The organism is Pseudomonas sp. 65/3-MNA-CIBAN-0223 (genome assembly GCF_040310425.1).
GTDB classification, from domain to species: domain Bacteria; phylum Pseudomonadota; class Gammaproteobacteria; order Pseudomonadales; family Pseudomonadaceae; genus Aquipseudomonas; species Aquipseudomonas gregormendelii.
Genome location: NZ_JBEOPV010000004.1, coordinates 16,908 through 42,615 on the forward strand (window position 1 = coordinate 16,908; position 25,708 = coordinate 42,615).

General features: G+C 61.4%; 24 protein-coding genes. 11 read left to right on the plus strand and 13 right to left on the minus strand.

Features of this window, described 5'->3' with window-relative positions; translation table 11 throughout:
- Positions 1-170: 170 nt before the first annotated feature.
- The 7 genes from AAEZ09_RS05090 to AAEZ09_RS05120 all read right to left on the minus strand — a co-directional run bounded on the left by AAEZ09_RS05090 (position 171) and on the right by AAEZ09_RS05120 (position 7,457).
- Positions 171-1,859: an ATP-dependent DNA ligase gene (locus tag AAEZ09_RS05090; protein ID WP_350598437.1), complete on the minus strand. Its 1,689-nt coding sequence runs from the start codon at positions 1,857-1,859 to the stop codon at positions 171-173.
- On the minus strand, positions 1,856-2,890 hold the full coding sequence (locus tag AAEZ09_RS05095; RefSeq protein WP_045061085.1) for a ligase-associated DNA damage response exonuclease: 1,035 nt from the start codon (positions 2,888-2,890) through the stop codon (positions 1,856-1,858). Before AAEZ09_RS05095 ends, AAEZ09_RS05090 begins: the two co-directional genes overlap by 4 nt.
- A gap of 136 nt (positions 2,891-3,026) precedes the next feature.
- The gene (locus AAEZ09_RS05100; RefSeq protein ID WP_350598439.1) at positions 3,027-5,477 is read right to left on the minus strand and encodes a penicillin acylase family protein; all 2,451 of its coding nucleotides are present in this window, start codon (positions 5,475-5,477) and stop codon (positions 3,027-3,029) included.
- Between the two features lie 259 nt (positions 5,478-5,736).
- A complete protein-coding gene (locus tag AAEZ09_RS05105; RefSeq protein ID WP_122837732.1) occupies positions 5,737-5,946 on the minus strand; it encodes an SEC-C metal-binding domain-containing protein in 210 nt (69 codons plus the stop codon).
- A 5-nt stretch (positions 5,947-5,951) separates the two neighbouring features.
- Positions 5,952-6,437: an LEA/WHy family protein gene (locus tag AAEZ09_RS05110; RefSeq protein WP_045061082.1), complete on the minus strand. Its 486-nt coding sequence runs from the start codon at positions 6,435-6,437 to the stop codon at positions 5,952-5,954.
- Between the two features lie 41 nt (positions 6,438-6,478).
- Positions 6,479-6,955, minus strand: coding sequence for a YchJ family protein (locus AAEZ09_RS05115; protein ID WP_045061081.1), 477 nt, complete (start codon positions 6,953-6,955; stop codon positions 6,479-6,481).
- 4 nt (positions 6,956-6,959) lie between these two features.
- Positions 6,960-7,457, minus strand: a complete 498-nt coding sequence (locus AAEZ09_RS05120; protein WP_045061080.1) for a DUF6231 family protein — start codon at positions 7,455-7,457, stop codon at positions 6,960-6,962.
- Between the two features lie 191 nt (positions 7,458-7,648).
- Between AAEZ09_RS05120 and AAEZ09_RS05125 the strand changes: the two genes are divergently transcribed.
- From AAEZ09_RS05125 to AAEZ09_RS05140, 4 genes are all read left to right on the plus strand, one after another.
- Positions 7,649-8,344: a PA1041 family peptidoglycan-binding anchor lipoprotein gene (locus tag AAEZ09_RS05125; RefSeq protein ID WP_045061079.1), complete on the plus strand. Its 696-nt coding sequence runs from the start codon at positions 7,649-7,651 to the stop codon at positions 8,342-8,344.
- 91 nt (positions 8,345-8,435) lie between these two features.
- Positions 8,436-9,161 (plus strand): PA1041 family peptidoglycan-binding anchor lipoprotein, encoded by a 726-nt coding sequence (locus AAEZ09_RS05130; protein ID WP_350598443.1) that lies wholly within the window; start codon positions 8,436-8,438, stop codon positions 9,159-9,161.
- Positions 9,162-9,310: 149 nt separating this feature from the next.
- Positions 9,311-9,589, plus strand: a complete 279-nt coding sequence (locus tag AAEZ09_RS05135) for a DUF1145 domain-containing protein (protein WP_350598445.1) — start codon at positions 9,311-9,313, stop codon at positions 9,587-9,589.
- Complete coding sequence (locus AAEZ09_RS05140) at positions 9,582-10,340, plus strand: collagen-like triple helix repeat-containing protein (protein WP_045061076.1); 759 nt, start codon at positions 9,582-9,584, stop codon at positions 10,338-10,340. The genes AAEZ09_RS05135 and AAEZ09_RS05140 overlap by 8 nt, the downstream gene beginning before the upstream one ends.
- A 107-nt stretch (positions 10,341-10,447) precedes the next feature.
- Here the strand turns inward: AAEZ09_RS05140 and AAEZ09_RS05145 are convergent, their stop codons facing one another.
- Positions 10,448-10,912 (minus strand): CopD family protein, encoded by a 465-nt coding sequence (locus AAEZ09_RS05145; protein WP_045061075.1) that lies wholly within the window; start codon positions 10,910-10,912, stop codon positions 10,448-10,450.
- Between the two features lie 99 nt (positions 10,913-11,011).
- Between AAEZ09_RS05145 and dinG the strand changes: the two genes are divergently transcribed.
- The 5 genes from dinG (at position 11,012) to pdxH (ending at position 18,756) form a co-directional block, all read left to right on the plus strand.
- Complete coding sequence (gene dinG / locus AAEZ09_RS05150) at positions 11,012-13,156, plus strand: ATP-dependent DNA helicase DinG (protein WP_350598447.1); 2,145 nt, start codon at positions 11,012-11,014, stop codon at positions 13,154-13,156.
- 95 nt (positions 13,157-13,251) lie between these two features.
- Positions 13,252-15,630 (plus strand): beta-agarase, encoded by a 2,379-nt coding sequence (locus tag AAEZ09_RS05155; protein ID WP_350598449.1) that lies wholly within the window; start codon positions 13,252-13,254, stop codon positions 15,628-15,630.
- Between the two features lie 89 nt (positions 15,631-15,719).
- The gene (locus AAEZ09_RS05160; RefSeq protein WP_350598451.1) at positions 15,720-16,865 is read left to right on the plus strand and encodes a serine hydrolase domain-containing protein; all 1,146 of its coding nucleotides are present in this window, start codon (positions 15,720-15,722) and stop codon (positions 16,863-16,865) included.
- A 112-nt stretch (positions 16,866-16,977) separates the two neighbouring features.
- Positions 16,978-18,084 carry an OmpA family protein gene (locus AAEZ09_RS05165; RefSeq protein WP_350598453.1) on the plus strand — a complete coding sequence of 369 codons (1,107 nt, stop codon included), beginning with the start codon at positions 16,978-16,980 and terminating at the stop codon, positions 18,082-18,084.
- 24 nt (positions 18,085-18,108) lie between these two features.
- Complete coding sequence (pdxH, locus tag AAEZ09_RS05170) at positions 18,109-18,756, plus strand: pyridoxamine 5'-phosphate oxidase (RefSeq protein ID WP_205893107.1); 648 nt, start codon at positions 18,109-18,111, stop codon at positions 18,754-18,756.
- A gap of 5 nt (positions 18,757-18,761) precedes the next feature.
- On the opposite strand, the gene AAEZ09_RS05175 is transcribed toward pdxH, so the two are convergent.
- On the minus strand, positions 18,762-18,998 hold the full coding sequence (locus tag AAEZ09_RS05175; RefSeq protein ID WP_045061069.1) for a hypothetical protein: 237 nt from the start codon (positions 18,996-18,998) through the stop codon (positions 18,762-18,764).
- A gap of 167 nt (positions 18,999-19,165) precedes the next feature.
- Between AAEZ09_RS05175 and AAEZ09_RS05180 the strand changes: the two genes are divergently transcribed.
- Positions 19,166-19,630: an outer membrane lipoprotein gene (locus AAEZ09_RS05180; RefSeq protein ID WP_020798113.1), complete on the plus strand. Its 465-nt coding sequence runs from the start codon at positions 19,166-19,168 to the stop codon at positions 19,628-19,630.
- Between the two features lie 70 nt (positions 19,631-19,700).
- Here the strand turns inward: AAEZ09_RS05180 and nhaA are convergent, their stop codons facing one another.
- Positions 19,701-20,891, minus strand: a complete 1,191-nt coding sequence (nhaA, locus tag AAEZ09_RS05185; protein WP_045061068.1) for a Na+/H+ antiporter NhaA — start codon at positions 20,889-20,891, stop codon at positions 19,701-19,703.
- A 249-nt stretch (positions 20,892-21,140) separates the two neighbouring features.
- Between nhaA and AAEZ09_RS05190 the strand changes: the two genes are divergently transcribed.
- On the plus strand, positions 21,141-22,235 hold the full coding sequence (locus tag AAEZ09_RS05190; RefSeq protein WP_045061067.1) for a PLP-dependent cysteine synthase family protein: 1,095 nt from the start codon (positions 21,141-21,143) through the stop codon (positions 22,233-22,235).
- Between the two features lie 163 nt (positions 22,236-22,398).
- Here AAEZ09_RS05190 and AAEZ09_RS05195 read toward each other — a convergent pair whose 3' ends face one another.
- The 3 genes from AAEZ09_RS05195 to AAEZ09_RS05205 form a co-directional block, all read right to left on the minus strand.
- Entirely contained in the window at positions 22,399-24,012 is a 1,614-nt protein-coding gene (locus AAEZ09_RS05195) for an NAD(P)/FAD-dependent oxidoreductase (protein ID WP_045061066.1), read from the minus strand.
- Between the two features lie 100 nt (positions 24,013-24,112).
- Entirely contained in the window at positions 24,113-24,766 is a 654-nt protein-coding gene (locus AAEZ09_RS05200) for a COG3650 family protein (protein ID WP_045061065.1), read from the minus strand.
- Between the two features lie 253 nt (positions 24,767-25,019).
- A complete protein-coding gene (locus AAEZ09_RS05205) occupies positions 25,020-25,619 on the minus strand; it encodes a short chain dehydrogenase (protein WP_045061064.1) in 600 nt (199 codons plus the stop codon).
- Between the last annotated feature and the right edge of the window lie 89 nt (positions 25,620-25,708).

Genomic DNA, 25,708 nt, shown 5'->3' on the forward strand with positions numbered 1-25,708 from the left:
CGCTTGTGGCGCGTAAAATTTGTTACTGGAAAGCGTAAGACCTGAATAAGGTAGCAATTTCTGAACCATAGTCCCGAACAAGCGTTTTAAAAGGTGCCGTGAGGAACGGTGCGCAGGCGTTTGTGCACGCAAGCGGGCATCACCGTGTGCGCGCACCAGATTGGTTCATCTCAGCCCAGCAGGTCCTGCAACGTGGCCAGGTTGTCCGCCTCATCCACTGACTTGTCCCGACGCCAGCGCAGCATCCGAGGAAACCGCACCGCGATCCCGCTCTTGTGGCGCTTGGACAGGGCGATGCCCTCAAAGCCCAGTTCGAACACCAGGCTCGGTTTCACGCTGCTGACCGGGCCGAATTTCTCCACTGTGGTCTTGCGTACGATGCTGTCGACCTGGCGCATTTCTTCGTCGGTCAAGCCGGAGTACGCCTTGGCGAAAGGCACCAGCGTGCGTTCGGTTGAATTCGCCGGGCCGTCCCACACCGCGAAGGTGTAATCGCTGTACAGGCTGGCGCGCCGACCGTGGCCGCGCTGGGCGTAGATCAGCACTGCATCGACGCTGTAAGGGTCAACTTTCCACTTCCACCACACGCCCATGTCCTTGGTCCGGCCGACGCCATACAGCGAGTCCCGCGCCTTGAGCATCATGCCCTCGACGCCGAGGCTGCGCGAAGTTTCGCGCTGGCGTGCGAGGTCCAGCCAGTCTTCGCCGGTGAGTACCGGCGATTCCAGCAAAACCGGGTTGTTGCAGTCGGCGAGAACCTGCTCCAGCTGGGTCCGCCGCCGGGCCTGAGGCTGGTTGCGCCAATCTTCGCCATTCCATTCCAGCAAGTCGTAGGCAAGTACCACCACCGGAACTTCGTCGAGGATTTTCTTGCCGAGGGTCTTGCGGCCGATGCGCTGTTGCAGCAAAGCGAAAGGCTGGACCGAGGGTGCCGAGGGCGCTTGCGGGTCGAAGGCATCCTCGGTCCCGGCTGGCGCGGCTTTCCAGGCAACGATTTCACCGTCGATCACCGTGCCGTCGGGCAGGCCGTGCACCAGGCTCTCCAGTTCCGGAAAACGCTCGGTCACCAGCTCTTCGCCGCGAGACCAGATCCACAGCCGGCCCTCGCGTTTCACCACCTGTGCACGAATACCATCCCACTTCCATTCGATTTGCCACTGGCTGGCAGCGCCAAGCAGGGCTTCAAAATGGTCCACCGGTTGCGACAGCGCATGGGCCAGGAAAAACGGATAGGGCTGCCCGCCGCGCTGCGCATGTTCGTCGGTTGATTCCGGCGCGATCAGCTTCAGGTAACTGGCGGCGCTCGGGCGGTTGGACAGGTCGGTGTATCCCACCAGGCGCTGGGCCACCCGCTTGCTGTCCAGCCCCGCCATGGATGCCAGGGCGCGTGTCACCAGCAGTTTGGAAACGCCTACGCGAAAACTGCCGGTAATCAGCTTGATGCATAACATCAGGCTGGAGCGGTCAAGTTGCGACCAGAGGGCAGGCAGGGCCAGGGCAAGCGCTTCGGGGGGTTCCCCGCGCAGAGGTAGCAGCTTTTCCTCGATCCAGACCGCAAGGCCAGCATCGGAGCTGTGGCTGGATTCGGGCAGTACCAGCGAAATGGTTTCCGCCAGGTCACCCACCGCCTGGTAACTCTCCTCGAACAGCCAGGGCGACAGACCGGAGTATGCAACTGCCAACTCGCGCAGGACGCGAACCGGGACCAGTTGCCGGGGTCGCCCGCCAGACAGGAAATACACCGCCCACGCCGCATCCTGCGGCGCTGCCTGGGCGAAGTAGTTTTGCATGGCCGCCAGCTTGGCGTTGCTGGAGGTCGTTGCATCGAGTTCGGCATAGAGTTCGGCGAAGGCTTTCATGCGGGGACCTCTGGGCTTTGCGCCTCGGCGCTCGTCGCTTCCTCTTCGTCGTCACCGTATTCAGTGCTGAAGCCCTGGGCATCAAGGCCTTGCTCGCGCAAATGGCGGACGAGGACGGCGACCGAGCCGTGAGTCACCATGACCCGTTCGGCACCGGTCTGCCCAATGGCCCAAAGCAGGCCCGGCCAGTCAGCGTGGTCGGACAGGATAAAACCGCGATCGACGCCGCGCCGGCGCCGGGTCCCGCGCAGGCGCATCCATCCGCTGGCGAAGCCGTCGCTGTAGTCACCGAATCGACGCATCCAGGTGCTGCCACCGGCTGAAGGCGGGGCGATCACCAGGGCCTTGCGCATGACCGGATCGCTTTTTTTTACATCGCCGGCGTAAATCGTCGGCGGGATGTACACGCCGCTTTCGCGGTAGACCCGATTCAGCGGCTCCACCGCGCCGTGGGTCAGGATCGGACCGAGGCTCGCGTCGATGCCATGCAGAATGCGCTGGGCCTTGCCGAAGGAGTAGCAGAACAGCACGCTGGTTTTATCCACGGCAGCGTTGGCCTGCCACCACTGATTGATTTCGGCGAATATCTCGGCCTGGGGTTGCCAGCGATAGATCGGCAGGCCGAACGTCGATTCGGTGATGAAGGTATGGCAGCGCACTGGTTCAAAAGGCGCGCAGGTGCCATCGGGTTCGATCTTGTAATCCCCTGAGGCCACCCAGACTTCGCCACCGTATTCCAGGCGCACCTGGGCCGAGCCGAGCACATGCCCGGCCGGGTGAAAGCTCAAGGTTACGCCGTGGTGCAGCAGCCGTTCGCCATACGCCAGGGTTTGCAGGTTGATGTCCTGGCCCAGGCGTGATCGCAGGATCCCTTCGCCAGGGGCCGCAGCCAGGTAATGTTGATTGCCGGTGCGAGCGTGGTCGCCATGGGCATGGGTAATGACCGAGCGCTCGACTGGACGCCAGGGGTCTATATAGAAATCCCCGGCGGGGCAGTACAGGCCCTCGGGGCGAGCGATAACAAGGTCCATGTGGATGACCAGGCAGGGGGACTTGTTAGCTATGAGGACGGCGTGAGGTCAGAAGTTCTATCGATTTGTGTCGGTGACACATCATGCCCTGTGGGAGCAAAGCTTACTCCCACAGGGCATGATCAACTGGGGAAGACTACTTCCCGGGAGTCAGTGTCAGTCGGGCTTTGCCATACACCTTGTCGAAGTTTTGCGGCTGCATCGGCAGGCTCATGTATTGCCCCTTCAGCCACGGATCGATGCTGTTGAGGTAATTAGGGCTGGCCGGGTTGCCTGATTGTCCGGTGGCGTTCTGGCCCATCAACGGCTCGGCTTGGCCGAAGTCGACGATGAGACGCATGGACGGTGCCAGGGTAGTGTTGAAATCTTCGCCCCAGGCAAACGCGGCGGTATTCAACGTGGTGTGATCACCACCGGCTGCAAGCGGACCGCGGACGGTCTGGCCGCTGGCGTTCTTCCATTCGTAGCGGTGCAGCTTGCCCCATTGCCAGGCCTTGTGATCGGCGCCCAACAAGCTGTCGCCCGCGGTGATTGCAGCTGCCAGGCTGCGGGCCAGGATCACTGCCTTGTCCTCTTTTTGCGGCGTGCTCGTGTCATCCCAGAATGGGCTGTCCTCGCGTCCCAGCAGGTGATCGGCCTGGGCGGCGTAGGAAAGCTTGCCGTTGGCGATGAAGGTTTTCCACGCAGCACTGTCTTGCGGCCCCAACTCATCGAGGAAGATCTGCCGCGTGCTTTCTTGCAGGAACAGCTGGTAGATGGCTGCATCGGCGGAAGTCGGGCTGAGCTTGCCGTCGAACGCCATCAGGCGGGCATAGGCCTCGCGAGCCTTGACCGCGTCGGCCGTCGGCAACGCTTCGATGGCTTGCTTGAGCGGCTGGGCCATTCCCGGCGCCGTGAACATTTTCTTCAGCTTGGGGGCGAAGGTGGTGGTCTGGTCGTATTGCATGGCGATCACGCTGCGCGTGTCGTGCTTGCCGGTGCCGGCGAGTTCAGCCATGCGTTCGCCGCGCTCCGGTGCGGACCAGGAGTTGGACAGCTGCATGCCATAACCATGGGGGATGACCCGCTGGTTGGCGGTGCCGAGCCAGCCCTGGGCGGGGTCTTGATCGTATGGGTGCAGCATCGGGTCGGCGTAACCGTCCCAGTCGTAGCGACCTTCCCAGCCCGGCGAGGGCAACAGGCCTTCGCCTTCGCGCCGGTTCGGATAACGCCCGGTGACCTGCCAGCCGATGTTGCTCGCATCGGCGAACACCAGATTCAGCGCAATCGCGCGGATTTCACGACTGGCATCTGAGGCCTTCTCGACATTCTGCGCCCGGGACAAGTCAAAAAACGCGTCCAGGGTCTTGTCGTCGGTGAAGCTCGGCGCCTGCAGTGCCAGGCCAAAACCGTTGGCCAGGGCGGTTCCCTTGGCACTGTTGAGCAGGGGGCCATGGCGGGTTTCATACACCGCCTCGCGAGTCGGCCGCTGGCCTTTGACGAAGTAGGTCTCGTTACGAACCATGACCGGCTGCCATTTGCCGCCCACCTCGTAAGTCAGGCCGTTACCCTGGCGCTTGATTTTTTCCAGGAACAGGTCCTGGTTGTCGCCCATGACCGTGGTCATGCTCCACGCCACTTTGCCGTTGAAGCCACCCAGCACCAGCGGCAGGCCGGCGATGGTCACGCCCGAAGCCTGGTATTTCGGCGCGCGAATCTGCACATAGCTGAACAGCGATGGCACGCCGAGCGGGCCATGGCTGTCGCTGGCCAGCAGGCTTTTACCGGTGCGGCTGCGCTGCGGTGCGATTGCCCAGTTATTGGAGGACGTGGCGCCAAGCAAATTCAGGTCGGACAATTGACTGGCGGCTTTGCTGATGTCGACCAGCCCCGGAATCTGCCCGTTGAGCTTGATGCCCTGGAGTTTCTCGGCCTCGGCCACTGGCAGTTTTTCGTCGGGGGCCGAAGGCGTCAGCCAGGGGAGTTTGTCGGTGCTGACGGTCTGCGCCAGCATCAGCGAGGAAATTTCTTCCGGCAGGTTGGCTGACTGACTGAAGTTCAGCAGGCAGAAAATCAGCGCCGAATCTTCCGGTTGCCAGTATTCGGGCTTGTAGCCGGTTGCCATCAGGTCTGCCGGCAACTTGTCGCGGTAGCGGAACAGGTAGGCGTTGACGCCCCGGGCATAGACTTCAAAAAAACGCTTGAGCCGCGGGGAGGACGCCTTGTACAGCTCACCAGCACTTTTCTTCAGGTTGACCGCGCGCATGTAGCGGTCGGCGTCCAGCAAGTCGGCGCCGGACATTTCTGCCAGGCGGCCTTGAGCCAGCAGGCGCAGGGTGACCATTTGCGTGATGCGATCGCTGGCATGCACGTAGCCGAGGGCGAACAGCGCGTCGTGGAAGCTGTTGCTTTCGATCAGCGGCATGCCCATGGCGTTGCGCCGCACCGAGACGTTCTGCGCCAGGCCTTTAAGCGGCTGCACGCCGGTGGTGGGCGGGAGGGTGTCCTGAGTGTTCAGGGTCTGACAACCGGTCAGGCCCAGAACACCGGCCACTGCTGCGGCAACGCCGAACCGGGGAAGAAAATAAGTAAGGGCTGGCGAGGCCATGGCAAAGCTCCTGCGGGGTATTAACGCAATAAAGCCGCTACGTTAGTGAGCAGGAGAGGGGCGCGCAAGCGGGGTGTCAGGTTATTTCTGGATTTGTCTGATTAAGGACGTTCACGGGGCGCGGCGAATCCACCATGGTGGTGGCGACAGCGCAAATTCTGCAGGGGACGGCTTGCTGGCGATCGCCGCGACGCGGTGCGTCGGGTTCGACGCTATCGCGCGCAGGCTCGCCCCCACAGGGTAGCGGTGAACGACCCGATCAGGCGCCGTGGCACTTCTTGAATTTTTTGCCATTGCCGCATGGGCAAGGGTCGTTACGACCGACGTCCTTCAAGGCGTTGCGCACCGGCTCCTGGTGGGCGTGGCCGCAATTCGGGCCGTGGACATGGCCATGGTCGTGATCATGGTGATCGTGTTGATCATGATCGTGATTGCAGTCGGGGCCATGAACATGGGGTTGCTGGGTCATCAGGTTTACTCCGGAATTAAATCGGCGGGGATTATCACGCCATTGCGCGCTATGTGCACGTAGTGAGCGATGAATAAACCCGTTTCCATCTCTCCTTCCAGACGGTACGGGATGGGCTGACCGGGTTTTTTCAGCAATTTCACCAGCCCGCGGATTTTTGGCCACAGATTCGTGCGGATCGGCACCTTGAAATACGCGCTGCGCTTGGGCCCCACGGTAAACCAGTGTTCGTGTTCACCCTCGGTCAGCAGCATGTCACCCAGATGAATACGGTACTCGAGGCCGCGTACCGTCAGGTCGCTGTCGTTTGGGTTGTCCACTCGAAAGTGCAGGAGGAATTTCTGCTCCAGCAATTTGGCGCGGATCACTTCCACCTTCACCAGATGCAGTTGCGGTTCCGGCTCGTCGCTGCTGAACCAGGACGCACAGCCGCCTAGCCCGAGAACGAGGCTCAAGGTCAGCAGGTGGAGGACGATGCGCCGGGTGATCATGATGGTTTTCCCTTGGGCCTGCAGGTGATGCAGGTCATGCCTCAGCTGCCGAAATAGCCCGCACAGCACTTCTTGAATTTCTGGCCGCTGGCACAGGGGCAGGCATCGTTGCGGCCGGCCTTGAGTTGCACGGTCGGATCGATGAAATACCAGTGCCCGGCGTTCTGCACAAATGAGGAGCGCTCGCGATGGCTGTGCTCCCCGGTGCTGTCATGCCAGCGCGCGGTAAAGGTCACGAAAGCATGTTCCGGTTGCCCGCCAAAGACTTCCGAGCTCTCAACCTCAAGACCCAGCCAGGTGCTGTTGGCGCTCCAGTCGCTGATGGACTGGCGATCCAGGCCAGCCCGTTGTGCGGGCAGGGTGGTGGCCACCAGATAGTCGATCAGGCCCAACACATAGGCGCTGTAGCGCGAACGCATCAAGGCCGCGGCGCAAGGGGCCAGGTGGCCTGCGTGATAATGACCGCAGCAAGCATCCAGCAGGGTGCCGCTGCCGCAAGGGCAAATCGATGTACTCATTGCGTTACCACCAATATTTCCCGAAGTTCTCCGGATTGGCCCAGAACCTCGAGTTGAGCCAGTCGGGTACCTGTTTGTAGTCAAGCAGATCATAGGTGAACAACGTCACCACCTGATCGTCGCGCTGGAACCGCTCGCTGGCTTGCAGGGCCAGGGAGAAAAAGTCCGTCTCCTGCCAGCCGCTGGCGTGCAGGTCAGCCAGCACCGCGATACGACTGGCGTTGAGATTGCGGATGCCTCCAAGCAAATTCAGACCGTCGCGTTTGGGCAGGTGTTCCAGGCAATCGACCACCAGCGCCAGGTCGAACCGGCGTGCCGCCAGTTCCGCAGGCAACAGACCCGGTGCGGCGTGGGCCACACAACTGTCGGGGTGCGCGAGCTTGAAGGCCTCGAGCGCGGGAAACTCACTGGCACCTATCAATAGCAGGCGTGCGGGGGCGTATCGATCAAGCAAGGCGGCCAGCGCCTGTTGCGGCGTGCGCGAAGAAATACCGGCAATCATCAAGGATCCTCAATCAGCGTCCGCCAAGACTAGCCTGCCCAAAGGTCCGGGCCTAGCGCTCTATTGAGGCAAATGCATCGATCCACGGAGAACGCGAGGCAAATCAGCGTTGGTCTATTGCTGGCGGAGATTAAAACTCCGGTCTTTACTCCCTGAATCGGTTCTAAGCCGATCCTTCAGGAGAAAACTAGATGAGCATAGTTCGGACAGCATTACCCTTGGTTCTGCTAACCAGTGTGTTGACTGGTTGCGCAGGTTTGCAGAAAACCGACTGGCCGACCTGTGCGGCGGTCGGTGGTGTCGTCGGTGCGGGTCTTGGTGCAACCGAGAGCTCGGCGTGGGCAGGCTATGGCGCGCTGTTGATCGGTGGTACGGCAGCGGCCTATTGCTGGGTTCACGGTGATGGCGACGAAGACGGTGATGGCGTGCCGGACAGTCGCGACAAGTGCCCGGGTACGCCTAGAGGCGTGCAGGTCGATGCTGACGGTTGCCCGCCACCGGTGCCAGCACCCGTGGTCGAAGAGGTGGTAGTCGTCAAGGAAGAAGTCATCGTCGTGCGTGATGTGCACTTCCAGTTCGACAAGGCGACGCTCACTCCTTCCGACAAACAAGTGCTCGACAAGATTGCTACTCGCCTGAAACAGGAATCCTCCAGCGCACAACTGACTGTGACCGGTCACACCGACAGTGTGGGCAGCGATGCCTACAACCAGAAACTGTCGGATAAACGCGCACATTCGGTGGTTGAGTACCTGATTTCCAGTGGCGTACCGCGTAGCAGCTTCGTGTCTGTGACCGGTGCAGGCGAGAGTCAGCCAGTGGCCGATAACAAAACGGCAGACGGCCGCGCGATGAACCGTCGCACGGAAATCAAAATCAATCGTTGATGCCCCTCGCACTCCGCGGCTTGTGCAGTCGCGGATGCCGGTCTTTACTCCTGTGTAACCGGTATGGGCCGGTAACACAGGAGCTTTCAACATGAGTGTTCTCACAAGGACCGTCCTACCGGTTCTGCTGCTTGGCAGCCTGCTGACCGGTTGCGCGACCCACAGCGATGGCACTGCCCCCTTGAATCAACGTACCTGGCCAATCTGCAGCCTTATCGGCGGCCTGGTCGGCGGAGGCCTGGGCGCCATTGAAAGTGCCGGCTGGGCGGGAGGTGGCGCAGCGCTTGGCATCCTGACCGGTGGCCTGATCTGCTACTCCCAGGATGGCGATGAAGATGACGACGGTGTATTCGACCGCCGTGATCGTTGCCCGGATACGCCTGCCAATACCCCTGTCGAACACCATGGTTGCCCGCTGCCGCAGTACCCGGCCAGCGTGAAACCAGCCGAACCTGCTCCGACCTCGACTGAAGTGGTGACGCTGAGCGATGCCAATGACGTTCTGTTCGCTTTCAACAAGTCCGACCTGACGCCAGCGGCCCGCAGCGAACTGGATTCACTGATGAGTAAACTGCAGAACGCCGACGTGGTCAGCATCAAGGTCATCGGCCATACCGACAGCGTAGGGTCTGATGCCTACAACCAGGGGCTCTCGGAACGTCGCGCCAGCAGCGTCGCCGATTATCTCCTGAGCCAGGGCCTGGCGCCGAACAAACTCACCAGTGAAGGGCGAGGTGAGCGTGAGCCTGTCGCCGATAACGATACAGACGAAGGGCGGGCGAAAAACCGCCGCGTGGAACTGCACATAAACCGCTAATGCCCGAAACAGAGCCGTCCGCCGATGCCAACCAGCGTCCGGGCGGCCCATTCGGCGCCCATCATGAAGAAAATTCGATTGCCCTATGGCTTATCCCGCGCGGAAGCCGTTACTGTGCGCGCAAAGAATAATTCTCATCGGGAGAGCGTATGAAGGTGTTCTTGGGGCTATTGAAGCTGCTGACCCTGTTGTTCTGGGCGGTAGTGGCAGTCAACTGGCTAATGCCGTTCGTCTTCCCGCTGAATTTGCTGGTCCCCGCGACCGGCGGCCTGCTGGCCGTTCTGCATCTTCTGGAGGTGCTGCTGTGCAATCGCAGCCTCAAAGGTCGCGCCCATCCGTGGCGTGATCGCCTGAAGATTGTGTTTTTCGGCGTATACCACCTGCAAACCATTCCGGCTCCGACCGTATCGAAGGCTTCCCATGCGTAATCTCTGTCTGCTCGCCGCATTTATCAGTCCACTGGCTTGCGCCCAGGTAGTGAGCGTCGAAACCAACTCGCTGATGCGCTTGCCCAACACCGCGAGCACGTTGTCCCTGGAACGACTGGAAGTAGCCGACTACGGCACCTTGCTGATTCCCTCGAACGTTACCGAAGTCACGGTGGGCGAACTGCATTTGGGGCGCGAAGCGCGGATCGCCATTGTGCCCAGCGAGCAGGCGCTCGACCTGAAGGTCAGTCGTGCCGAGTTGTCCGAGGGCAGCCAGATCACGGCCCGCGGTGCGCCGGGTACCTACCTCAAGGCAGCCCGGTCGGGGCGCAACCTCAACTTGCAGATCAAGGCGTTGAATGCCCCGCAGTTGGCGGTGGACGCCCGTGGTGGGGCGGGGGCGCCAGGGTTCGTCGGGCTTGATGGCGCCAACGGCCAGGCACCGGGGTGCACCTGGGGCCAGGCTGGTCGCGGGGCGGACGGCAGTAATGGCAGCGACGGTCAGGCTGGTGCGCCCGGTGCGCTGGTCAGGCTGGAAGTGCCGCGCGATTATCCGGTCGAGCAGATCAAGGTCGAGGTGGCCGGCGGTGCGGGTGGTCTCGCGGGCCCCGGTGGCAAGCCAGGTGCGGGCGGCAAATCCAAAGGCTGCATTGTTTATCGCGCCGATGGCGGCAAGGCCGGTCGTCCGGGTGTCGATGGTCAACCTGGGCCTGCAGGGGCCGCGGGTTCGGTGACTGTGCAGCGGTTGTAGGATTGTTGTGATCCTGTGATGGTCATCGCGAGCACGCTTTGCTCCCACAGGGTTGATGAAAACCTGTGGGAGCAAGGCTTGCCCGCGATGGCGTCCGCCCTGCTGACTCAGAACATCGGTCGAGCCGCCGCAATTGCAACCAGCAGCAACCCGACCAGCAGATTGATCCCCACCAGTCGGCGAATCCTTCCCAAAATCCCGGCGCCAGCCGGCCAGTCCTGCGCCGCCACGGCCGTGCGCAGCTCGGGCAACATCAGCGCCTGGATGCGAATAAACAGCGCCGTCATCACCACATACAACCCCATCATCACCTGCACATAACGCGGCGCGCTTTCAAAACCGGCATATTGCAGGTGAATCATGCCCACGCCGCTGATCGGCAACACCACTACCGCGACCCAGACCCAGCGGAAAAAACCGCTGAACACCTCGACCCACAGTTTCAGCCGGGCAGGGCCCTCCAGCGCCTTCATGGCCGCCGGGCGTAAGACCATCCAGGCGAAAAACATGCCGCCGACCCATACCAGGGCCGACAGGACATGAAGGCTGTAAACGATGGCAAAAAGTGTCATTTGGGTACTCCGTTCTGCGCGGGATTAATTAGCGGGGTATGATAGCGGCCGAACCGAACCACTGAAAATTTATCCAGCGTTTTTTGCGCCCGACTATCCATGATCAGCACCGAACTCAAAACCACGATCCAGGGCGCCTACTCGCGTTTTCTCGAGGCCAAGAGCCTCAAGCCGCGCTACGGCCAACGCCTGATGATCGCCGAAATTGCCAAAGTCCTCGGGGATATCGACACCGACGACGAGGGCCGGCGCAGTGGCGACCCTGCGATTGTCGCAGTGGAAGCCGGCACCGGTACCGGTAAAACCGTGGCCTACAGCCTGGCGGCGATACCGACGGCCAAGGCCGCCGGCAAGCGCCTGGTGATCGCCACGGCGACCGTGGCGCTGCAAGAGCAGATCGTCTACAAGGACCTGCCCGACCTGATGCGCAATAGCGGGCTGAATTTCAGCTTCGCCCTGGCCAAGGGCCGGGGGCGCTATATGTGCCTGTCCAAGCTCGACATGCTGTTGCAGGAAGGCCACGCGCAAACGGCTACGGCGCAATTGTTCGAAGAGGAAGGCTTTCGCATCGAGGTCGACGAAGCCAGCCAGAAGCTGTTCACCAGCATGATCGAGAAGCTTGCCGGCAATAAGTGGGATGGCGATCGCGACAGCTGGTCCACCGCCCTGGAAGACGCCGACTGGGCCCGCCTCACGACCGATCACAGCCAGTGCACCAACCGCCATTGCCCCAACTTCGGCCAGTGCGCTTTCTACAAGGCCCGCGAAGGCATGGGTAAGGTCGACGTGATCGTCACCAACCACGACATGGTGCTGGCCGATCTGGCACTGGGGGGCGGTGCCGTCCTGCCGGACCCTCGCGATACCATCTACGTCTTCGACGAAGGTCACCACCTGCCAGACAAGGCGATTGGTCACTTCGCCCATTACACGCGTCTGCGCTCCACGGCCGACTGGCTGGAGACTACCGCCAAGAACCTCACCAAATTACTCGCCCAGCACCCGCTGCCAGGCGACCTCGGCAAGCTGATCGAGCAGGTGCCGGAACTCGCGCGGGAAATCAAGACCCAGCAGCAGTTCATGTTTACCGCCTGTGAACAGGTGGCCGATTTCAAGCCGGGCGAAGACGTCGAAGGTCGTGAGCGACCACGGCATCGCTTTGTCGGCGGAGTGATTCCCGAGCACATGCGGGAAATGGGCATCGAGCTGAAGAAGGGCTTCGCCCGCCTGAATGACGTGTTCAACCGTCTCACCGAATTGTTGAAGGAAGGCATGGACGGCGAAGTCAACATTGGCATCGCCAGCAACCAGGCCGAAGAGTGGTACCCGCTGTTCGGTAGCCTCCTGTCCCGCTGTACGGGCAACTGGGAACTGTGGACCGCGTTCACCGTCGAGGACCCTGAAGACAACCCGCCGATGGCGCGGTGGCTGACCCTGGCCGAAAGCGGCTCGCTGTTCGACATCGAGGTCAACGCCAGCCCGATCCTGGCGGCGGAAATGCTCCGACGCAACCTCTGGAATGTGGCTTACGGTGCCCTGGTGACCTCGGCGACACTGACCGCCCTGGGCACCTTCGACCGTTTTCGCATGCGTGCCGGGCTGCCGAAAAAATCCGTGACGGCGGTGGTCCCCAGCCCGTTCCATCATGCCAACGCCGGCGTGCTGCGGGTTCCCGACCTGAAAGCCGATCCACGGGACGCGCCAGCGCATACTGCGGCGATCATTCGCGACCTGCCGCAGTTGGTGGAAGGTTCGCGCGGCACCCTCGTCCTGTTTTCTTCGCGCAAGCAAATGCAGGACGTGTTCGACGGGCTTGATCGCGACTGGCGCAAGCAGGTGTTTATCCAGGGCAACCTTTCCAAGCAGGAAACCCTGAACAAGCACAAGGCGCGGGTTGATGGCGGGGATTCGAGCGTGCTGTTCGGTCTCGCAAGTTTTGCCGAAGGCGTGGACTTGCCCGGAGCCTACTGCGAACACGTGGTGATCGCGAAGATTCCATTCTCGGTGCCCGACGACCCGGTTGAAGCGGCCCTGGCGGAATGGATCGAGGCCCGTGGCGGTAATCCGTTCATGGAAATCTCGGTGCCGGACGCCTCGCTCAAACTGGTCCAGGCCTGCGGGCGGTTGCTGCGAACCGAAGAGGATCGCGGCACCATCACCTTGCTCGATCGACGTCTGGTTACCCAGCGTTACGGCAAGGCCATTCTCAATGCGTTGCCGCCATTCCGTCGTGAAATTTCCTGAGGCACCGGTGGGCAATTTCGCCCGCCGCGTTGTCTATCTCTCTGCCATCGATATTCCACTGGCCCATTTTGGTCGTTAGGGAGAACTTCGTTCCCATGATTCGCCGTTCGCTGCGCCACTCGTTACCTGCTGGGGTTTTTGCCCTGATGTTCACAGCCCCTTTGCTGGCAGCCCCTGCCGGCCAACAGACGCTGTTCAACTTTGTGCGCCCCGCTGACGTTGTTCAGGTAGCGACCCAGGACGCCAGCTTGCCGCAGTCCAACGCGGAGCAGACGGCCGAAGGTGAAGTACTGCGCAGGGTGACATTCAATCCGGTGGCACAACCGACGCTGCGCCTGACCCCGCAAAGCGGTGCATGGGACTGGTCGCAGTCGGGCGTCATGAGCTTGCGCGTCCAGAGTGCAATGAGCTGGGCACTGACCCTCTACGTGAAAATCCAGAGCAATGATGGAAAGACCCTGGTCAGCCGGGTCGACCTGCCGGCTGGCCCTGCGCAGACCTTGATGGTGCCGCTGCAACCGAGCTCGCCGCTGAGCCTGGGCATGAAAGCCGGGCCACCGATGCCGATCACCGTCGATGGTCAGCGAGTACTGCTGGCCAGTAGCGCCGGAGAGCTGGATCGCAGCCAGGTGGTGTCGGTGACCTTGTCGATGGATCAACCGAAAGTTGCCCAGAGCATTCTGCTGGAACGCTTTGGCGTTCAGGACGGCGAGGGCGTGGTACAGGCGGCGTATGGCGGTCTGGTGGATGCCTACGGTCAGTCAACTCGTGCCAAATGGCCGGAAAAAGTCACTGGCGATGAGCAGTTGAAAAGCGCCGCTGCCAAGGAACAGCAACTGCTGAAAACCTGGTTGGCAGAGCGCGAGAAATCTTCCCTGGACAAGTTCGGAGGCTGGACCAAGGGCCCGCAATTCAAGGCCAGCGGATTTTTCCGCAGCGAGAAGCAAGAGGGGCGTTGGTACCTGGTCACTCCTGAAGGCCACCCGTTCTACTCCCTGGGCGTGAACACTGTGACCCCGGAGGCCAATCAGACTTACATTGCCGGTCGCGAGTGGATGTTCGAGTCCCTGCCCAAGCCCGATGAGCCGCTGGCCAGCCATTATGGCGAAGGCGACAACCGCGGGGGCAATGGCGCCGACCAGGGGCGTGGTAACAACGCCGGACGCTGGTACGATTTTTACGGTGCCAACCTGCAGCGTCTGTATGGCCAGCCGTGCGTTGTGACGAGCGAAACCAAGGCCGGGGTTGCCGATGCCGCCAAGGCCGACGCCGAAGCGGCCGAGAAACCTGCCGCCGCCCCTTGCGCGCCGCAAGTCTTCGACGACAAACGCTGGACGGCCCACACCCTCGATCGCCTGCAAGCCTGGGGTTTCAATACCGTGGGCAACTGGAGTGCGCCGATGCTGGGTGATGCCGAACGAGTGCCCTACACCGTGCCCTTATCGATCGTCGGCGATTACGCGAGCATCAGTACGGGCACTGACTGGTGGGGAGGCATGCCCGATCCGTTTGACCCGCGGTTTGCCATGGCCACCGAACGCGCCGTGGCCATCGCTGCGCGCGATCACCGTGATGATCCATGGCTGATTGGCTATTTCGCCGATAACGAGCTGGCCTGGGCCGGCCCCGGCGATGACCCGAAAGCCCGCTATGCGCTGGCATACGGCACCCTGAAAATGACCACCGATGTCCCGGCCAAACGTGCGTTCCTCAAGCAGCTGCGTGACAAGTATCGCAACCAGGCAGGCCTGTCCAAAGCCTGGGGGATCGACCTGCCGGCCTGGGAACTGATGGAGGACCCGGGGTTCGTACCGCCGCAACCGAGCGCGGAGTACCCCGAGATTGAGGCGGACTTCAAATACTTCCAGAAAGTTTTCGCCGACACCTATTTCAAGACCATCTCCGACTCGCTGAAGTGGCACGCCCCCAACCAGCTGTTGCTGGGCGGCCGATTTGCCGTCAGCACGCCAGAAGCGGTCGAATCCTGCGCCCAGTTTTGCGATGTGTTGAGCTTCAACATGTACACGCTGCAGCCGCAGGATGGTTATGACTTCGAGAAACTGCGCAGCCTGGACAAGCCCGTGCTGATTACCGAGTTCAACTTCGGTTCGGCTGATCGCGGGCCGTTCTGGGGAGGCGTGACACAGCTGGCGAGAGAAGAGGACCGCGGGCCGGCTTATGCGAACTTCCTCAAGCAGGCGCTGAAGGAACCCTCAATTGTCGGGGTGCATTGGTTCCAGTACCTGGATCAACCCGTTACCGGGCGCTTGCTGGACGGTGAGAATGGCCACTTCGGGTTGGTGGGCATCACCGATCTACCGTTCCAGGGATTTGTCGACAGCGTGCGCAAGAGTAACCTGGCGACTGTCGATCAACTGGCCAAAGAAGCTGAAAAGGCCCGGGGCGCGGCGCAGAAGGCCGGCCATGATGCCGAAGGCGGGCGTAAAGGCGAGGCCGGCAAGGCGGCCAAGTAATCGACCGCCCGGCCCGCACCTGTTCCCAAAACCGTCAATGGCTGGAACAATGCGGCCACTTTTTAGAACATGAGTCAGGGGAGTTGCGGGTGCAGATTCAGGGTCATTACGAACTCCGGTTCGAAGCCGTGCGCGAGGCATTCGCGGCATTGTTCGACGATCCCCAGGAACGTGGCGCAGCCTTGTGTATCCAGGTTGGCGGGGAAACGGTGGTCGATCTTTGGGCCGGCAGCGCCGACAAGGACGGCAGCGAGGCTTGGCATAGCGATACTATTGCCAACCTGTTTTCCTGCACCAAGACCTTCACCGCAGTCACTGCCCTGCAACTGGTTGCCGAAGGCAAGCTGCAACTGGATGCACCGGTGGCTCGCTATTGGCCGGAATTCGCTGCGGCGGGCAAGGAATCGATAACCCTGCGCCAACTGCTGTGCCATCAGGCAGGCTTGCCAGCCTTGCGCGAGGTGCTGGCCCCGCAGGCCCTCTACGACTGGCAAGCCATGGTCGACGCCCTGGCCGCCGAAGCACCTTGGTGGACCCCGGGCACTGGTCACGGCTATGCCGCGATCACCTATGGCTGGCTGGTCGGTGAATTGCTGCGGCGGGCCGACGGTCGTGGCCCCGGAGAGTCGATTGTGGCGCGAGTGGCCAAGCCGTTGGGGCTGGATTTTCATGTCGGCCTGGCCGACGAAGAATTCCATCGGGTGGCGCATATCGCCCGCGGCAAGGGCAATGTCGGCGATGCCGCGGCCCAGCGCCTGCTGCACGTGACGATGCGCGAACCCACGGCGATGACCACTCGCGCGTTCACCAATCCGCCGTCGGTCCTGACCAGCACCAATAAACCGGAGTGGCGCCGGATGCAGCAGCCGGCCGCCAATGGGCATGGCAATGCGCGCAGCCTGGCCGGGTTCTACGCCGGCCTGCTGGATGGCAGCCTGCTCGAAAGCGAAATGCTCGACGAGCTGACTCGCGAACACAGCGTCGGCGACGACAAGACTTTATTGACCCGGACCCGTTTCGGGCTGGGCTGCATGCTCGATCAACCGGACGTTCCCAATGCCACCTATGGCCTCGGCCCGCGCGCGTTCGGGCATCCGGGTGCCGGCGGTTCCATCGGTTTTGCTGACCCGGAACATGATGTTGCTTTCGGATTTGTGACAAATACACTGGGGCCGTACGTCTTGATGGATCCCCGCGCGCAAAACCTTGCGCGAGTACTGGCCACTTGTCTGTAAACCCGGTCGTCAGGCTTCCAGGGCGGAACCTGACAGCGTTTCTGGTTTCAAAGCGTGTCTTTATGCAGGCCATTCTGGTCTGATTTTTGTTAATTCATTTTGTGGATATCCAATGTCGTCCAATAAAACTTTCGCCCTGGCCCTGTGCTTCGCCATCACCGGTTGCGCACAGACTCCACAAAATGACGCAGATGGCAGTAGCTGGTGGCCATTTGGTTCCTCCGATAAAGTTGCCGCAAAAGAGCCAACCCCGGCGCCTGCCCCGCTCAAACCAGCAGCGACTGCACCGGTCGCCAAGGCCGAAAGCGCTAATCCCTGGTACTGGCCGTTCGGTTCGGAAGAAGTTCTGGACAAGAACCCCGACGTGAAAGCTCAAGCCAAGCCGGTCGAAGTGGCCAAGGCCCAAGCCGAAGCAGGTGGCAAGTGGTGGTGGCCGTTTGGCGGCAAGGATCAGCCTGTCGCAAAAGCCGTACCCATGCCTGATCCGAAGGTCACCCAAGCCTGGCTCGATGACTACGAACCGCGCCTGCGCACCGCGATCAAGGACAGCAACCTGCAACTTGAGCGTCGTGAAAACGTGCTGGTAGTCACCGCGCCTGTCGAAGGTTCGTTCAACCCGGATCGCCCGGCCATGCTGCTACCAGTCACCCTGGGCCCGTTCACCCGCGTCGCTAAGATTCTCGAAGTCGATCCCAAGACTGCGGTCCTGGTGCTCGGCCACAGTGATACCTCCGGCGCCAATCCGGCCAACGTCAAGTTGAGCCAGGAACGGGCCCAGGCTGTTGCAGCGATCTTCCGTCTCAGCGGCCTGCAACGTGATCGCCTGATGCTGCGCGGCATGGGCAGTGAAGCGCCACGGGCAGCCAATGACAGCGTCGAAGGGCGCGCCTTGAACCGTCGCGTGGAACTGCTGGTGACTCCGCAGAACACCATGGTTGCGTTGTTGAGCAAGTACAACATGCCGGCTCCGGCACCCGTGCGCATGGTCGCGGCCCAGGACGTCAAGCCAGCGGTGGCGCCGGTCGCTCCGGTTCCTGCGGCGAAGAAAGCCGATGTCCCGGCCGCGAAGAAGGCCCCGGCCAAGAAAGCTGCCGCCAAGGCGCCCGCGAAGAAGGCCCCGGCAAAAACCGCTACGCCGGCCAAGAAGACTGCGCCGGCCAAAGCCAAGGCGACAGCCACTGACAAGAAAGTCGCGGCTGCTGACGCTGCAAAAAAGTGATTCGTTAACCAAAAGGAATGCGCCATGACCCAGGGCCTGGCTGATATGCGTCGCGACTACACCCGGGACGGCCTGACCGAGGCGCAAGCTCCGGCAGAGCCGTTCGGGTTGTTCCATCAATGGTTCGCCGAGGCGGTGAAAACCGAACAGGCGCCGGTGGAGGCCAATGCCATGACCCTGGCCACCGTCGATCCGGACGGGCGCCCGCATTGCCGGATCCTGCTGCTCAAGGGGCTGGACGAGCAAGGCTTCACGTTTTTCACCAACTACGAAAGTGCCAAGGGTCAGCATCTGGCGGCGAATCCGTTCGCTGCCATGACCTTCTTCTGGCCGGCCCTGGAGCGTCAGGTGCGTATCGAGGGGCGGGTGGTCAAGGTTTCTCCCGAGGAGTCCGATGCCTACTATCAGGTTCGGCCGTTGGGCAGCCGTCTGGGCGCCTGGGCTTCGCCGCAAAGCCGGGTGATCGTCGACCGTGGCGAGCTGGAAGCGCTGCTCAAGAACACCGAGCAACGTTTCAGCGATACGCAGCCGCATTGTCCCGAGCACTGGGGGGGTTATCGCCTGTTGCCTGAGCGCGTCGAATTCTGGCAGGGCCGTCCGAGCCGTCTGCACGATCGCCTCAACTACCGCCTGCAGGGCGCCGACTGGATTCTTGAACGTCTGGCACCCTGAGCAGTCTACCGAGCGGGATAGCTCGCCGCAGCGGCCTTGAGCCACTGCGGCAATTCCCGACGCTTGATCCCCTGCGCTTGAGCGTTCGCCAGTTGCTGGAGCATGAAGACTTTTTTGCCTTCGTCGCCTTCTGCCAGGGCTAACGCCAGGTCACGGTCCATCCAGCGTTTGATCCGTACGTACAGCCACCAGTGGAAGTACAAACCGGCGACAGTGGTGACGACAATGATGAAGTAATCCATGAAAATCCTTGGGTCGGTGACGCAGATCTCGTAATTTGACGCTACTGTGTGGTGAATTCGAGGGGCGCCTGTACATGCCCTGAATCAAACCACTTTTATCCGGGCGATGCCGTGACAGGCGTCATGCTGCGGAGTTTAATGAATACCTGTCCTTTGGAGTTGATGCTATGCGTAAGTCTGTTTTGTTGGTTGCTTCCTTTTCGACGATGGCGATGTTGCTCACTGGCTGCCAATCGAGCCTGACCGGTGACTCCTATTCCCGTGACGAAGCGCGTCGCGTGCAGACGATTCGCATGGGCACCATCGAAGCACTGCGCCCGGTAAAAATTGAAGGCACCAAGACCCCGATCGGCGGTGCCGCCGGTGCGGTCGTCGGTGGCGTCGGCGGTAGCGCCATTGGTGGCGGTCGCGGCAGCATCGTTGCAGCCGTGATCGGCGCAGTTGCCGGCGGCTTGCTGGGGTCTGCCACCGAAGAGGGCCTGACCCGTACCCAGGGCGTGGAAATCACCGTGCGCGAAGACGACGGCAGCATGCGCGCCTACGTGCAGCAGGTTCAGGAAAACGAAGTGTTCCGTGTCGGCGAGCGAGTGCGGATCGCCACCGTGGATGGTACGAGCCGCGTTTCGCACTAAGCGTAACCGCTCAAAAGAAAACCCCGACCAGGAGACTGGTCGGGGTTTTTTATTTTGCTGCAAACCTGTGTCAGGCGTGGGCCAGCGCAGCATTCTTGCGACTTGCCGCTGCTGTCACGGCATAACCAATCAGAGCCGCCAGGATCGACCCGGTCAAAATACCCATGCGGTCCATGCCAGCGAATTCGCTGACGCCCGGTTCAAACGCCAGTGAGCCAACGAACAGGCTCATGGTGAAGCCGATGCCGCAGAGGATCGCCACGCCTAGCACCTGGCCCCAGTTGGCACCTTGGGGCAGGGCTGCGATGCCGGTTCTAACCGCCAGCCAGGTGAGGCCGAACACCCCGACAGTCTTGCCCAGCAACAGGCCGATGGCGATGCCCATCGGTACGTGATGAGTAAAGCTTTCGACGGTCACGCCGCTCAGCGACAAGCCGGCGTTGGCGAAGGCGAACAGCGGCAGGATGCCATAGGCTACCCAGGGATGCAGGGCATGTTCCAGGGTCAGCAGCGGCGAAGTCTCGGCATTTTTCGTGCGCAGCGGGATGCAGAAGGCCAGGGTCACGCCGGCGAGCGTGGCGTGGACGCCACTTTTCAGCACGCAAACCCAGAGGATCAGACCGATGATCATGTACGGCCCAAGCTTGACCACACCCAGCCGGTTCATCGCGATGAGTGCCGCTATACAGGCCCCTGCCAGAGCCAGGGACAGGGTCGACAAGGTGCCGGAGTAAAAGATCGCGATGACGATGATTGCACCCAGGTCATCGATGATCGCCAGGGTCATCAGGAACAGTTTGAGCGACACCGGTACGCGTTTGCCCAGCAGGGCAAGCACGCCCAGGGCGAAAGCGATGTCGGTGGCCATCGGGATGGCCCAGCCATCAAGGGCTGCGCCGTTATCCCGGTTGAAGAACCAGTAGACCAGCGCGGGAATGACCATGCCACCAATCGCCGCGGCACCGGGCAGGACGACCTGGGAAGGTTTTGACAGCTGGCCGTCGAGGACTTCGCGCTTCACTTCCAGGCCGATCAGCAGGAAGAACAACGCCATCAGGCCGTCGTTGATCCAGAGCAGCGCCGGCTTGGCGATTTGCAGCGCACCGATCTGCGCCACCACCGGAGTGTCGAGAAAGCTGGTGTACAGCCACGACAGCGGGGAGTTATTGATGATCAGGGCCAGGACTGCCGCGGCGATCAGTAATAGACCGCTGGCCGCTTCCAGCTGAAAGAAACGCGTGAAAGTGCTACGCAGTGGCAAGGTCACTCTCCATTGATAGGTTCGAAGGTGGCACACCCTAACCCGTGCCGTTAGTTGTTAAAACAAAAGTTATATTCTATTTTGTTATATAGCGTTACAGCTATGGGTGCTGGACCCGAGGCTGAGCCTAGCAGTTGCCAAACGTATTGAACCTCAGCTGTACCTGTGCGTGATGTAGGTTTTTTCCTAAGCTTGCATGTTGGGCCTCAAAAAAGGTCTGCCAAAACCCGATCCGACGAGAAAACCACCATGAGCGACAACCGACAGTGGGCCCGAGAAGCCATCCGGATCATTGAGGCGGACTTCCAGCGCAGTGCCGACACTCACCTGATCCCTTTGCCGTTGCCCGGGTTTACCGGCATCGAACTGTATTTCAAGGATGAGTCGAGCCACCCCACGGGGAGCCTCAAGCATCGACTGGCCCGCTCTTTGTTCCTGTATGCATTGTGCAATGGCTGGCTCAAGCCGGGGGCGCCGGTGATCGAGGCGTCCAGCGGTTCGACGGCGATTTCCGAGGCTTATTTCGCACGGATGCTGGGCCTGCCGTTCATTGCGGTGATGCCGGCGACTACGTCCAGGGAGAAGATCGCGCAGATCGCCTTCTACGGTGGCAAGAGTCACCTGGTGGATGATCCGACGCAGATCTACGCCGAGTCCGAGCGCCTGGCGCGCGAGCACGATGGCCACTTCATCGATCAGTTCACCTATGCCGAGCGCGCGACCGACTGGCGGGCCAACAACAACATCGCCGAATCAATCTTCCATCAGCTGCGCTTCGAAAAGCACCCGGAACCGAGCTGGCTGATTTCCAGCCCCGGCACGGGCGGTACCACGGCGACCCTGGGGCGTTATGTGCGTTATCGTCAGCACTGCACGCGCGTACTGTGCGCCGATGCCGAGCGTTCCGTGTTCTTCGATTTCTACCAGACTGGCGACGCGAGCCTGCGCCTGGACCACGGTTCGCGCATCGAAGGTATTGGTCGGCCCCGGGTAGAAGCGTCGTTCCTGCCGAAGGTTATTGATGCGATGGTCAAGGTGCCGGACGCGCTGTCTCTGGCGGCCATGCATTACCTGGCCGGACGCTTGGGAAGGCATGTCGGCGGATCGAGCGGGACTAACCTGATTGGCGCTTTGATGGCAGCCCAACAGATGGCGGCGGCGGGGGAGTCGGGGTCGATAGTGGCGATTTTATGTGATGGTGGCGAACGCTATGCAGACACCTACTACGATCAGTCCTGGCTCAAGGCGCAGGGGTATGAGTTGAGTGGCCTGATCGATGCGGTCGCGGCGAGTGCCGAGCGTGGGGAACCGTTGCCGGCGAGCGTGCTGCGCGCCAATATCTGAAGGCGCTGCGGCACTGAAGAACCTATGTGGTAGTCCCCTGTGGGAGCGAGCCTGCTCGCGATTGCGGATTAACATTCACCCGATATGCTGGCTGATCGTATGCAATCGCGAGCAGGCTCGCTCCCACAGGTTTTTCCACAAGCTTTTGTAGTGGCTTAGAGCATCAGGCCTCGAGGCCGAGGATGTCGCGAGCCACTGCTTCGGCGATCCGGATCCCGTCCACACCTGCCGAGAGAATCCCGCCCGCATAACCGGCGCCTTCACCCGCTGGGAACAGACCCTTGACGTTGAGGCTCTGCATCGACTCGTCGCGGGTAATGCGCAGTGGCGAGGACGTGCGGGTTTCGATTCCGGTCAGCACCGCGTCGTGCAGCGAGTAGCCGCGAATTTGTTTTTCGAAGGCAGGCAGTGCTTCACGAATCGCTTCGATGGCAAACGCTGGCAGCGCCAGCGCCAGGTCCCCCAAGGCGACTCCGGGTTTATAGGACGGCTCGACACTCCCCAGTGCGGTGGACGGCTTGCCGGCAATGAAGTCCCCGACCAGTTGCGCCGGGGCTTCGTAGTTGCTGCCCCCCAGCACGAAAGCGTGGGACTCCAGGCGTTCCTGCAGCTCGATCCCTGCCAGCGGGCCGCCCGGGTAATCGACTTCCGGGGTAATGCCCACGACGATGCCCGAGTTGGCGTTGCGTTCGTTACGCGAATACTGGCTCATGCCGTTGGTCACCACCCGGTTCGGCTCGGACGTCGCGGCTACGACGGTGCCGCCAGGGCACATGCAGAAGCTGTAGACCGAGCGGCCATTCTTGGCGTGGTGCACCAGTTTATAGTCGGCGGCGCCGAGTTTCGGGTGGCCGGCGTACTTGCCCAGGCGCGCGCGGTCGATCAGCGATTGCGGGTGTTCGATGCGGAAACCCACCGAGAACGGCTTGGCTTCCATAAACACACCACGGCCGTGCAACATGCGGAAGGTGTCACGGGCGCTGTGGCCGAGGGCCAGGATCACGTGCCTGGAATGTATCTGTTCGCCGCCATCGAGCTCGACGCCGGTCAGCTGTCCGTCTTCGATCAGCACGTCAGTGACGCGCTGCTGGAAGCGCACTTCGCCTCCCAGGGCACGAATCTGCTCACGCATATTCTCCACGACCCCGGTCAACCGGAAGGTGCCGATGTGCGGTTTGCTGACGTACAGGATTTCATCCGGCGCGCCGGCCTTGACGAACTCGTGCAGGACCTTGCGCCCGATGAATTTTGGATCCTTGATCTGGCTGTAGAGCTTGCCGTCGGAGAACGTCCCGGCGCCGCCTTCACCGAACTGTACGTTGGACTCTGGATTGAGCACGTTTTTGCGCCACAGGCCCCAGGTGTCCTTGGTGCGCTGACGAACTTCGGTGCCGCGCTCGAGAATGATCGGCTTGAAACCCATCTGCGCGAGCAGCAGACCGGCGAAAATCCCGCACGGACCAAAACCCACGACCACCGGGCGCTGTTCGAGATCCGCCGGCGCCTGGCCGACGACCTTGTAGCTGACATCCGGCGCCACATTGACGTTACGGTCATCGACGAACCTGTTCAGCACCATCGCTTCATCGCGCACGTTGAGGTCGACGGTGTAGATGAAGCACAGTTCGGAAGACTTTTTACGCGCATCGTAGCTGCGTTTGAACAAGGTGAAATCGAGCAGGTCATCGCTGGCAATGCCCAGGCGCTGCACGATGGCAGGGCGCAGGTCTTCTTCTGGATGGTCGATCGGCAGCTTGAGTTCGGTGATTCGTAACATGACAGGATCCGGTTCGCGGGGCGCTTGACTGCGCCAGGGCGGAATAGCACAAACCGGTGATTATAAGCCCCAAAGACCCGAATCAGTGAGGCTAAAACGATCAGTCGTCACGCGCTCCGCCGAAATACCCGCAACCACGCTGGACCTGGCCGTTGATGCGCAGTTCAGCGCTCATGTGCTGGACCGCGCCCGTGGTGGCATCTACGCACCGTTGCGGCGCGACCCACAGCTCTATGCGTTGGTCATTGGCTTCAGTGCTGAGATTGAAGCGGCCGTCACCCAGCTGTTCCTCGACATAGGGCAGGGCCAGGGGTGGCTGGCCGGCGCGGTCAATGACCATGCCCTTGCCGCTGACCTTGACGCTCCACGGCGGCGTCTGGCCGGCGGCGCGCAGGATCAGCAGTTTGAAGTTGGGATCATCACAGGCCGTGCCCGAGCGTTCGACGCGGTACAACTGCTGCAGGTCGAGGCGGTTGCCGTCGATGCGCCCGCGCACGTCGGCAAACAACTTGCCCTGATTGTCTGCCAGGGTCGCAGCCTCCTGCAGCACGCTGGTGCCACCGGTGTCGTTGACCACAAAACTGCTCGATTGATTGCACGGCTGGAACACCAGCTTGCCATCCGCCGCCGTCAACTGGCCCTGCATGCGGGTCTGGCCCACGTGGGAGGCGCTTTGCCGCGGACCATCGAACAACTGGCACGCGGCAAACAATGGCAGCAAGGCAACAAGGACAAGGGAACGGGCAACACGCATCTTTGGTTCTCCAGACAAGTGCCGCCACGTTACGCAGCCTGACCGCTCATCACAACCCCGGCGATGCAGTGGGCCCCCCTGGCTCCCACTGCCTGAAACCGGATCAAACTGGATCAACCTGGATCAACTGTGGGAGCAAAGCTTGCTCGCGATAGCGATCTCAAGGGCGCCATCGCGGGCAAGCCTTGCTCCCACAGATTCACTGGCAAGGCCCCACAGGTCACTGGCGAGCTTCCCGCAAATTATTTCAGGCTCAGCCCACGTGAAAAGTCTGACCCGTCTGCAAGCCTTCTACGCTTTTGGCGTAAGCCAAAGCCACATCGGCCGCAGGAACCGGTTTGTACCCGCGGAAGTACGGCGCATAACTGCCCATCGCCTCCAGCAGCACGGTCGGGCTGATGGAGTTCACGCGTAACCCGCGAGGCAATTCGATAGCCGCCGCGCGCACGAAGCTGTCCAGCGCACCGTTGACCAGGGCCGCCGAAGCGCCGCTGCGGATCGGGTCATGGCTCAGGACGCCAGTGGTGAAGGTGAACGAGGCTCCATCATTGGCGAACTCGCGGCCGATCAACAGCAGGTTGACCTGCCCCATCAGTTTGTCCTTCAGCCCCAGTGCAAAACTCTCCTCGGACATCTCATCCAGCGGCGCGAATGTCACGTTGCCAGCGGCACAGACCAGGGCGTCAAATTTTCCGGTCTGCTCGAACAGTTTGCGAATCGAGGCGCTGTCGCTGATATCCACCTGCAGATCGCCACTGTTACGACCGATGCGAATGACTTCGTGACGTTGCGACAACTCCTTGTCGATCGCTGAACCGATGGTGCCGCCTGCGCCTATCAACAGAATTTTCATGCCCTGATCCCCGGGTGGTTTAAACGAGGCTCCAGTCTAGGGGTGGTTTTTTTCGCTGATAAGCGTGCTAATAGGCAACCTTTGGTTTT

What these genes read in the sequence shown, in the direction of transcription:
- AAEZ09_RS05090 (WP_350598437.1), bottom strand. Translation starts at nt 1,859, where the DNA reads ATGAAAGCCTTCGCCGAACTCTATGCCGAACTCGATGCAACGACCTCC.
- AAEZ09_RS05095 (WP_045061085.1), bottom strand. Translation starts at nt 2,890, where the DNA reads ATGGACCTTGTTATCGCTCGCCCCGAGGGCCTGTACTGCCCCGCCGGG.
- AAEZ09_RS05100 (WP_350598439.1), bottom strand. Translation starts at nt 5,477, where the DNA reads ATGGCCTCGCCAGCCCTTACTTATTTTCTTCCCCGGTTCGGCGTTGCC.
- AAEZ09_RS05105 (WP_122837732.1), bottom strand. Translation starts at nt 5,946, where the DNA reads ATGACCCAGCAACCCCATGTTCATGGCCCCGACTGCAATCACGATCAT.
- AAEZ09_RS05110 (WP_045061082.1), bottom strand. Translation starts at nt 6,437, where the DNA reads ATGATCACCCGGCGCATCGTCCTCCACCTGCTGACCTTGAGCCTCGTT.
- AAEZ09_RS05115 (WP_045061081.1), bottom strand. Translation starts at nt 6,955, where the DNA reads ATGAGTACATCGATTTGCCCTTGCGGCAGCGGCACCCTGCTGGATGCT.
- AAEZ09_RS05120 (WP_045061080.1), bottom strand. Translation starts at nt 7,457, where the DNA reads ATGATTGCCGGTATTTCTTCGCGCACGCCGCAACAGGCGCTGGCCGCC.
- AAEZ09_RS05125 (WP_045061079.1), top strand. Translation starts at nt 7,649, where the DNA reads ATGAGCATAGTTCGGACAGCATTACCCTTGGTTCTGCTAACCAGTGTG.
- AAEZ09_RS05130 (WP_350598443.1), top strand. Translation starts at nt 8,436, where the DNA reads ATGAGTGTTCTCACAAGGACCGTCCTACCGGTTCTGCTGCTTGGCAGC.
- AAEZ09_RS05135 (WP_350598445.1), top strand. Translation starts at nt 9,311, where the DNA reads ATGAAGGTGTTCTTGGGGCTATTGAAGCTGCTGACCCTGTTGTTCTGG.
- AAEZ09_RS05140 (WP_045061076.1), top strand. Translation starts at nt 9,582, where the DNA reads ATGCGTAATCTCTGTCTGCTCGCCGCATTTATCAGTCCACTGGCTTGC.
- AAEZ09_RS05145 (WP_045061075.1), bottom strand. Translation starts at nt 10,912, where the DNA reads ATGACACTTTTTGCCATCGTTTACAGCCTTCATGTCCTGTCGGCCCTG.
- dinG (WP_350598447.1), top strand. Translation starts at nt 11,012, where the DNA reads ATGATCAGCACCGAACTCAAAACCACGATCCAGGGCGCCTACTCGCGT.
- AAEZ09_RS05155 (WP_350598449.1), top strand. Translation starts at nt 13,252, where the DNA reads ATGATTCGCCGTTCGCTGCGCCACTCGTTACCTGCTGGGGTTTTTGCC.
- AAEZ09_RS05165 (WP_350598453.1), top strand. Translation starts at nt 16,978, where the DNA reads ATGTCGTCCAATAAAACTTTCGCCCTGGCCCTGTGCTTCGCCATCACC.
- pdxH (WP_205893107.1), top strand. Translation starts at nt 18,109, where the DNA reads ATGACCCAGGGCCTGGCTGATATGCGTCGCGACTACACCCGGGACGGC.
- AAEZ09_RS05175 (WP_045061069.1), bottom strand. Translation starts at nt 18,998, where the DNA reads ATGGATTACTTCATCATTGTCGTCACCACTGTCGCCGGTTTGTACTTC.
- AAEZ09_RS05180 (WP_020798113.1), top strand. Translation starts at nt 19,166, where the DNA reads ATGCGTAAGTCTGTTTTGTTGGTTGCTTCCTTTTCGACGATGGCGATG.
- AAEZ09_RS05190 (WP_045061067.1), top strand. Translation starts at nt 21,141, where the DNA reads ATGAGCGACAACCGACAGTGGGCCCGAGAAGCCATCCGGATCATTGAG.
- AAEZ09_RS05195 (WP_045061066.1), bottom strand. Translation starts at nt 24,012, where the DNA reads ATGTTACGAATCACCGAACTCAAGCTGCCGATCGACCATCCAGAAGAA.
- AAEZ09_RS05200 (WP_045061065.1), bottom strand. Translation starts at nt 24,766, where the DNA reads ATGCGTGTTGCCCGTTCCCTTGTCCTTGTTGCCTTGCTGCCATTGTTT.
- AAEZ09_RS05205 (WP_045061064.1), bottom strand. Translation starts at nt 25,619, where the DNA reads ATGAAAATTCTGTTGATAGGCGCAGGCGGCACCATCGGTTCAGCGATC.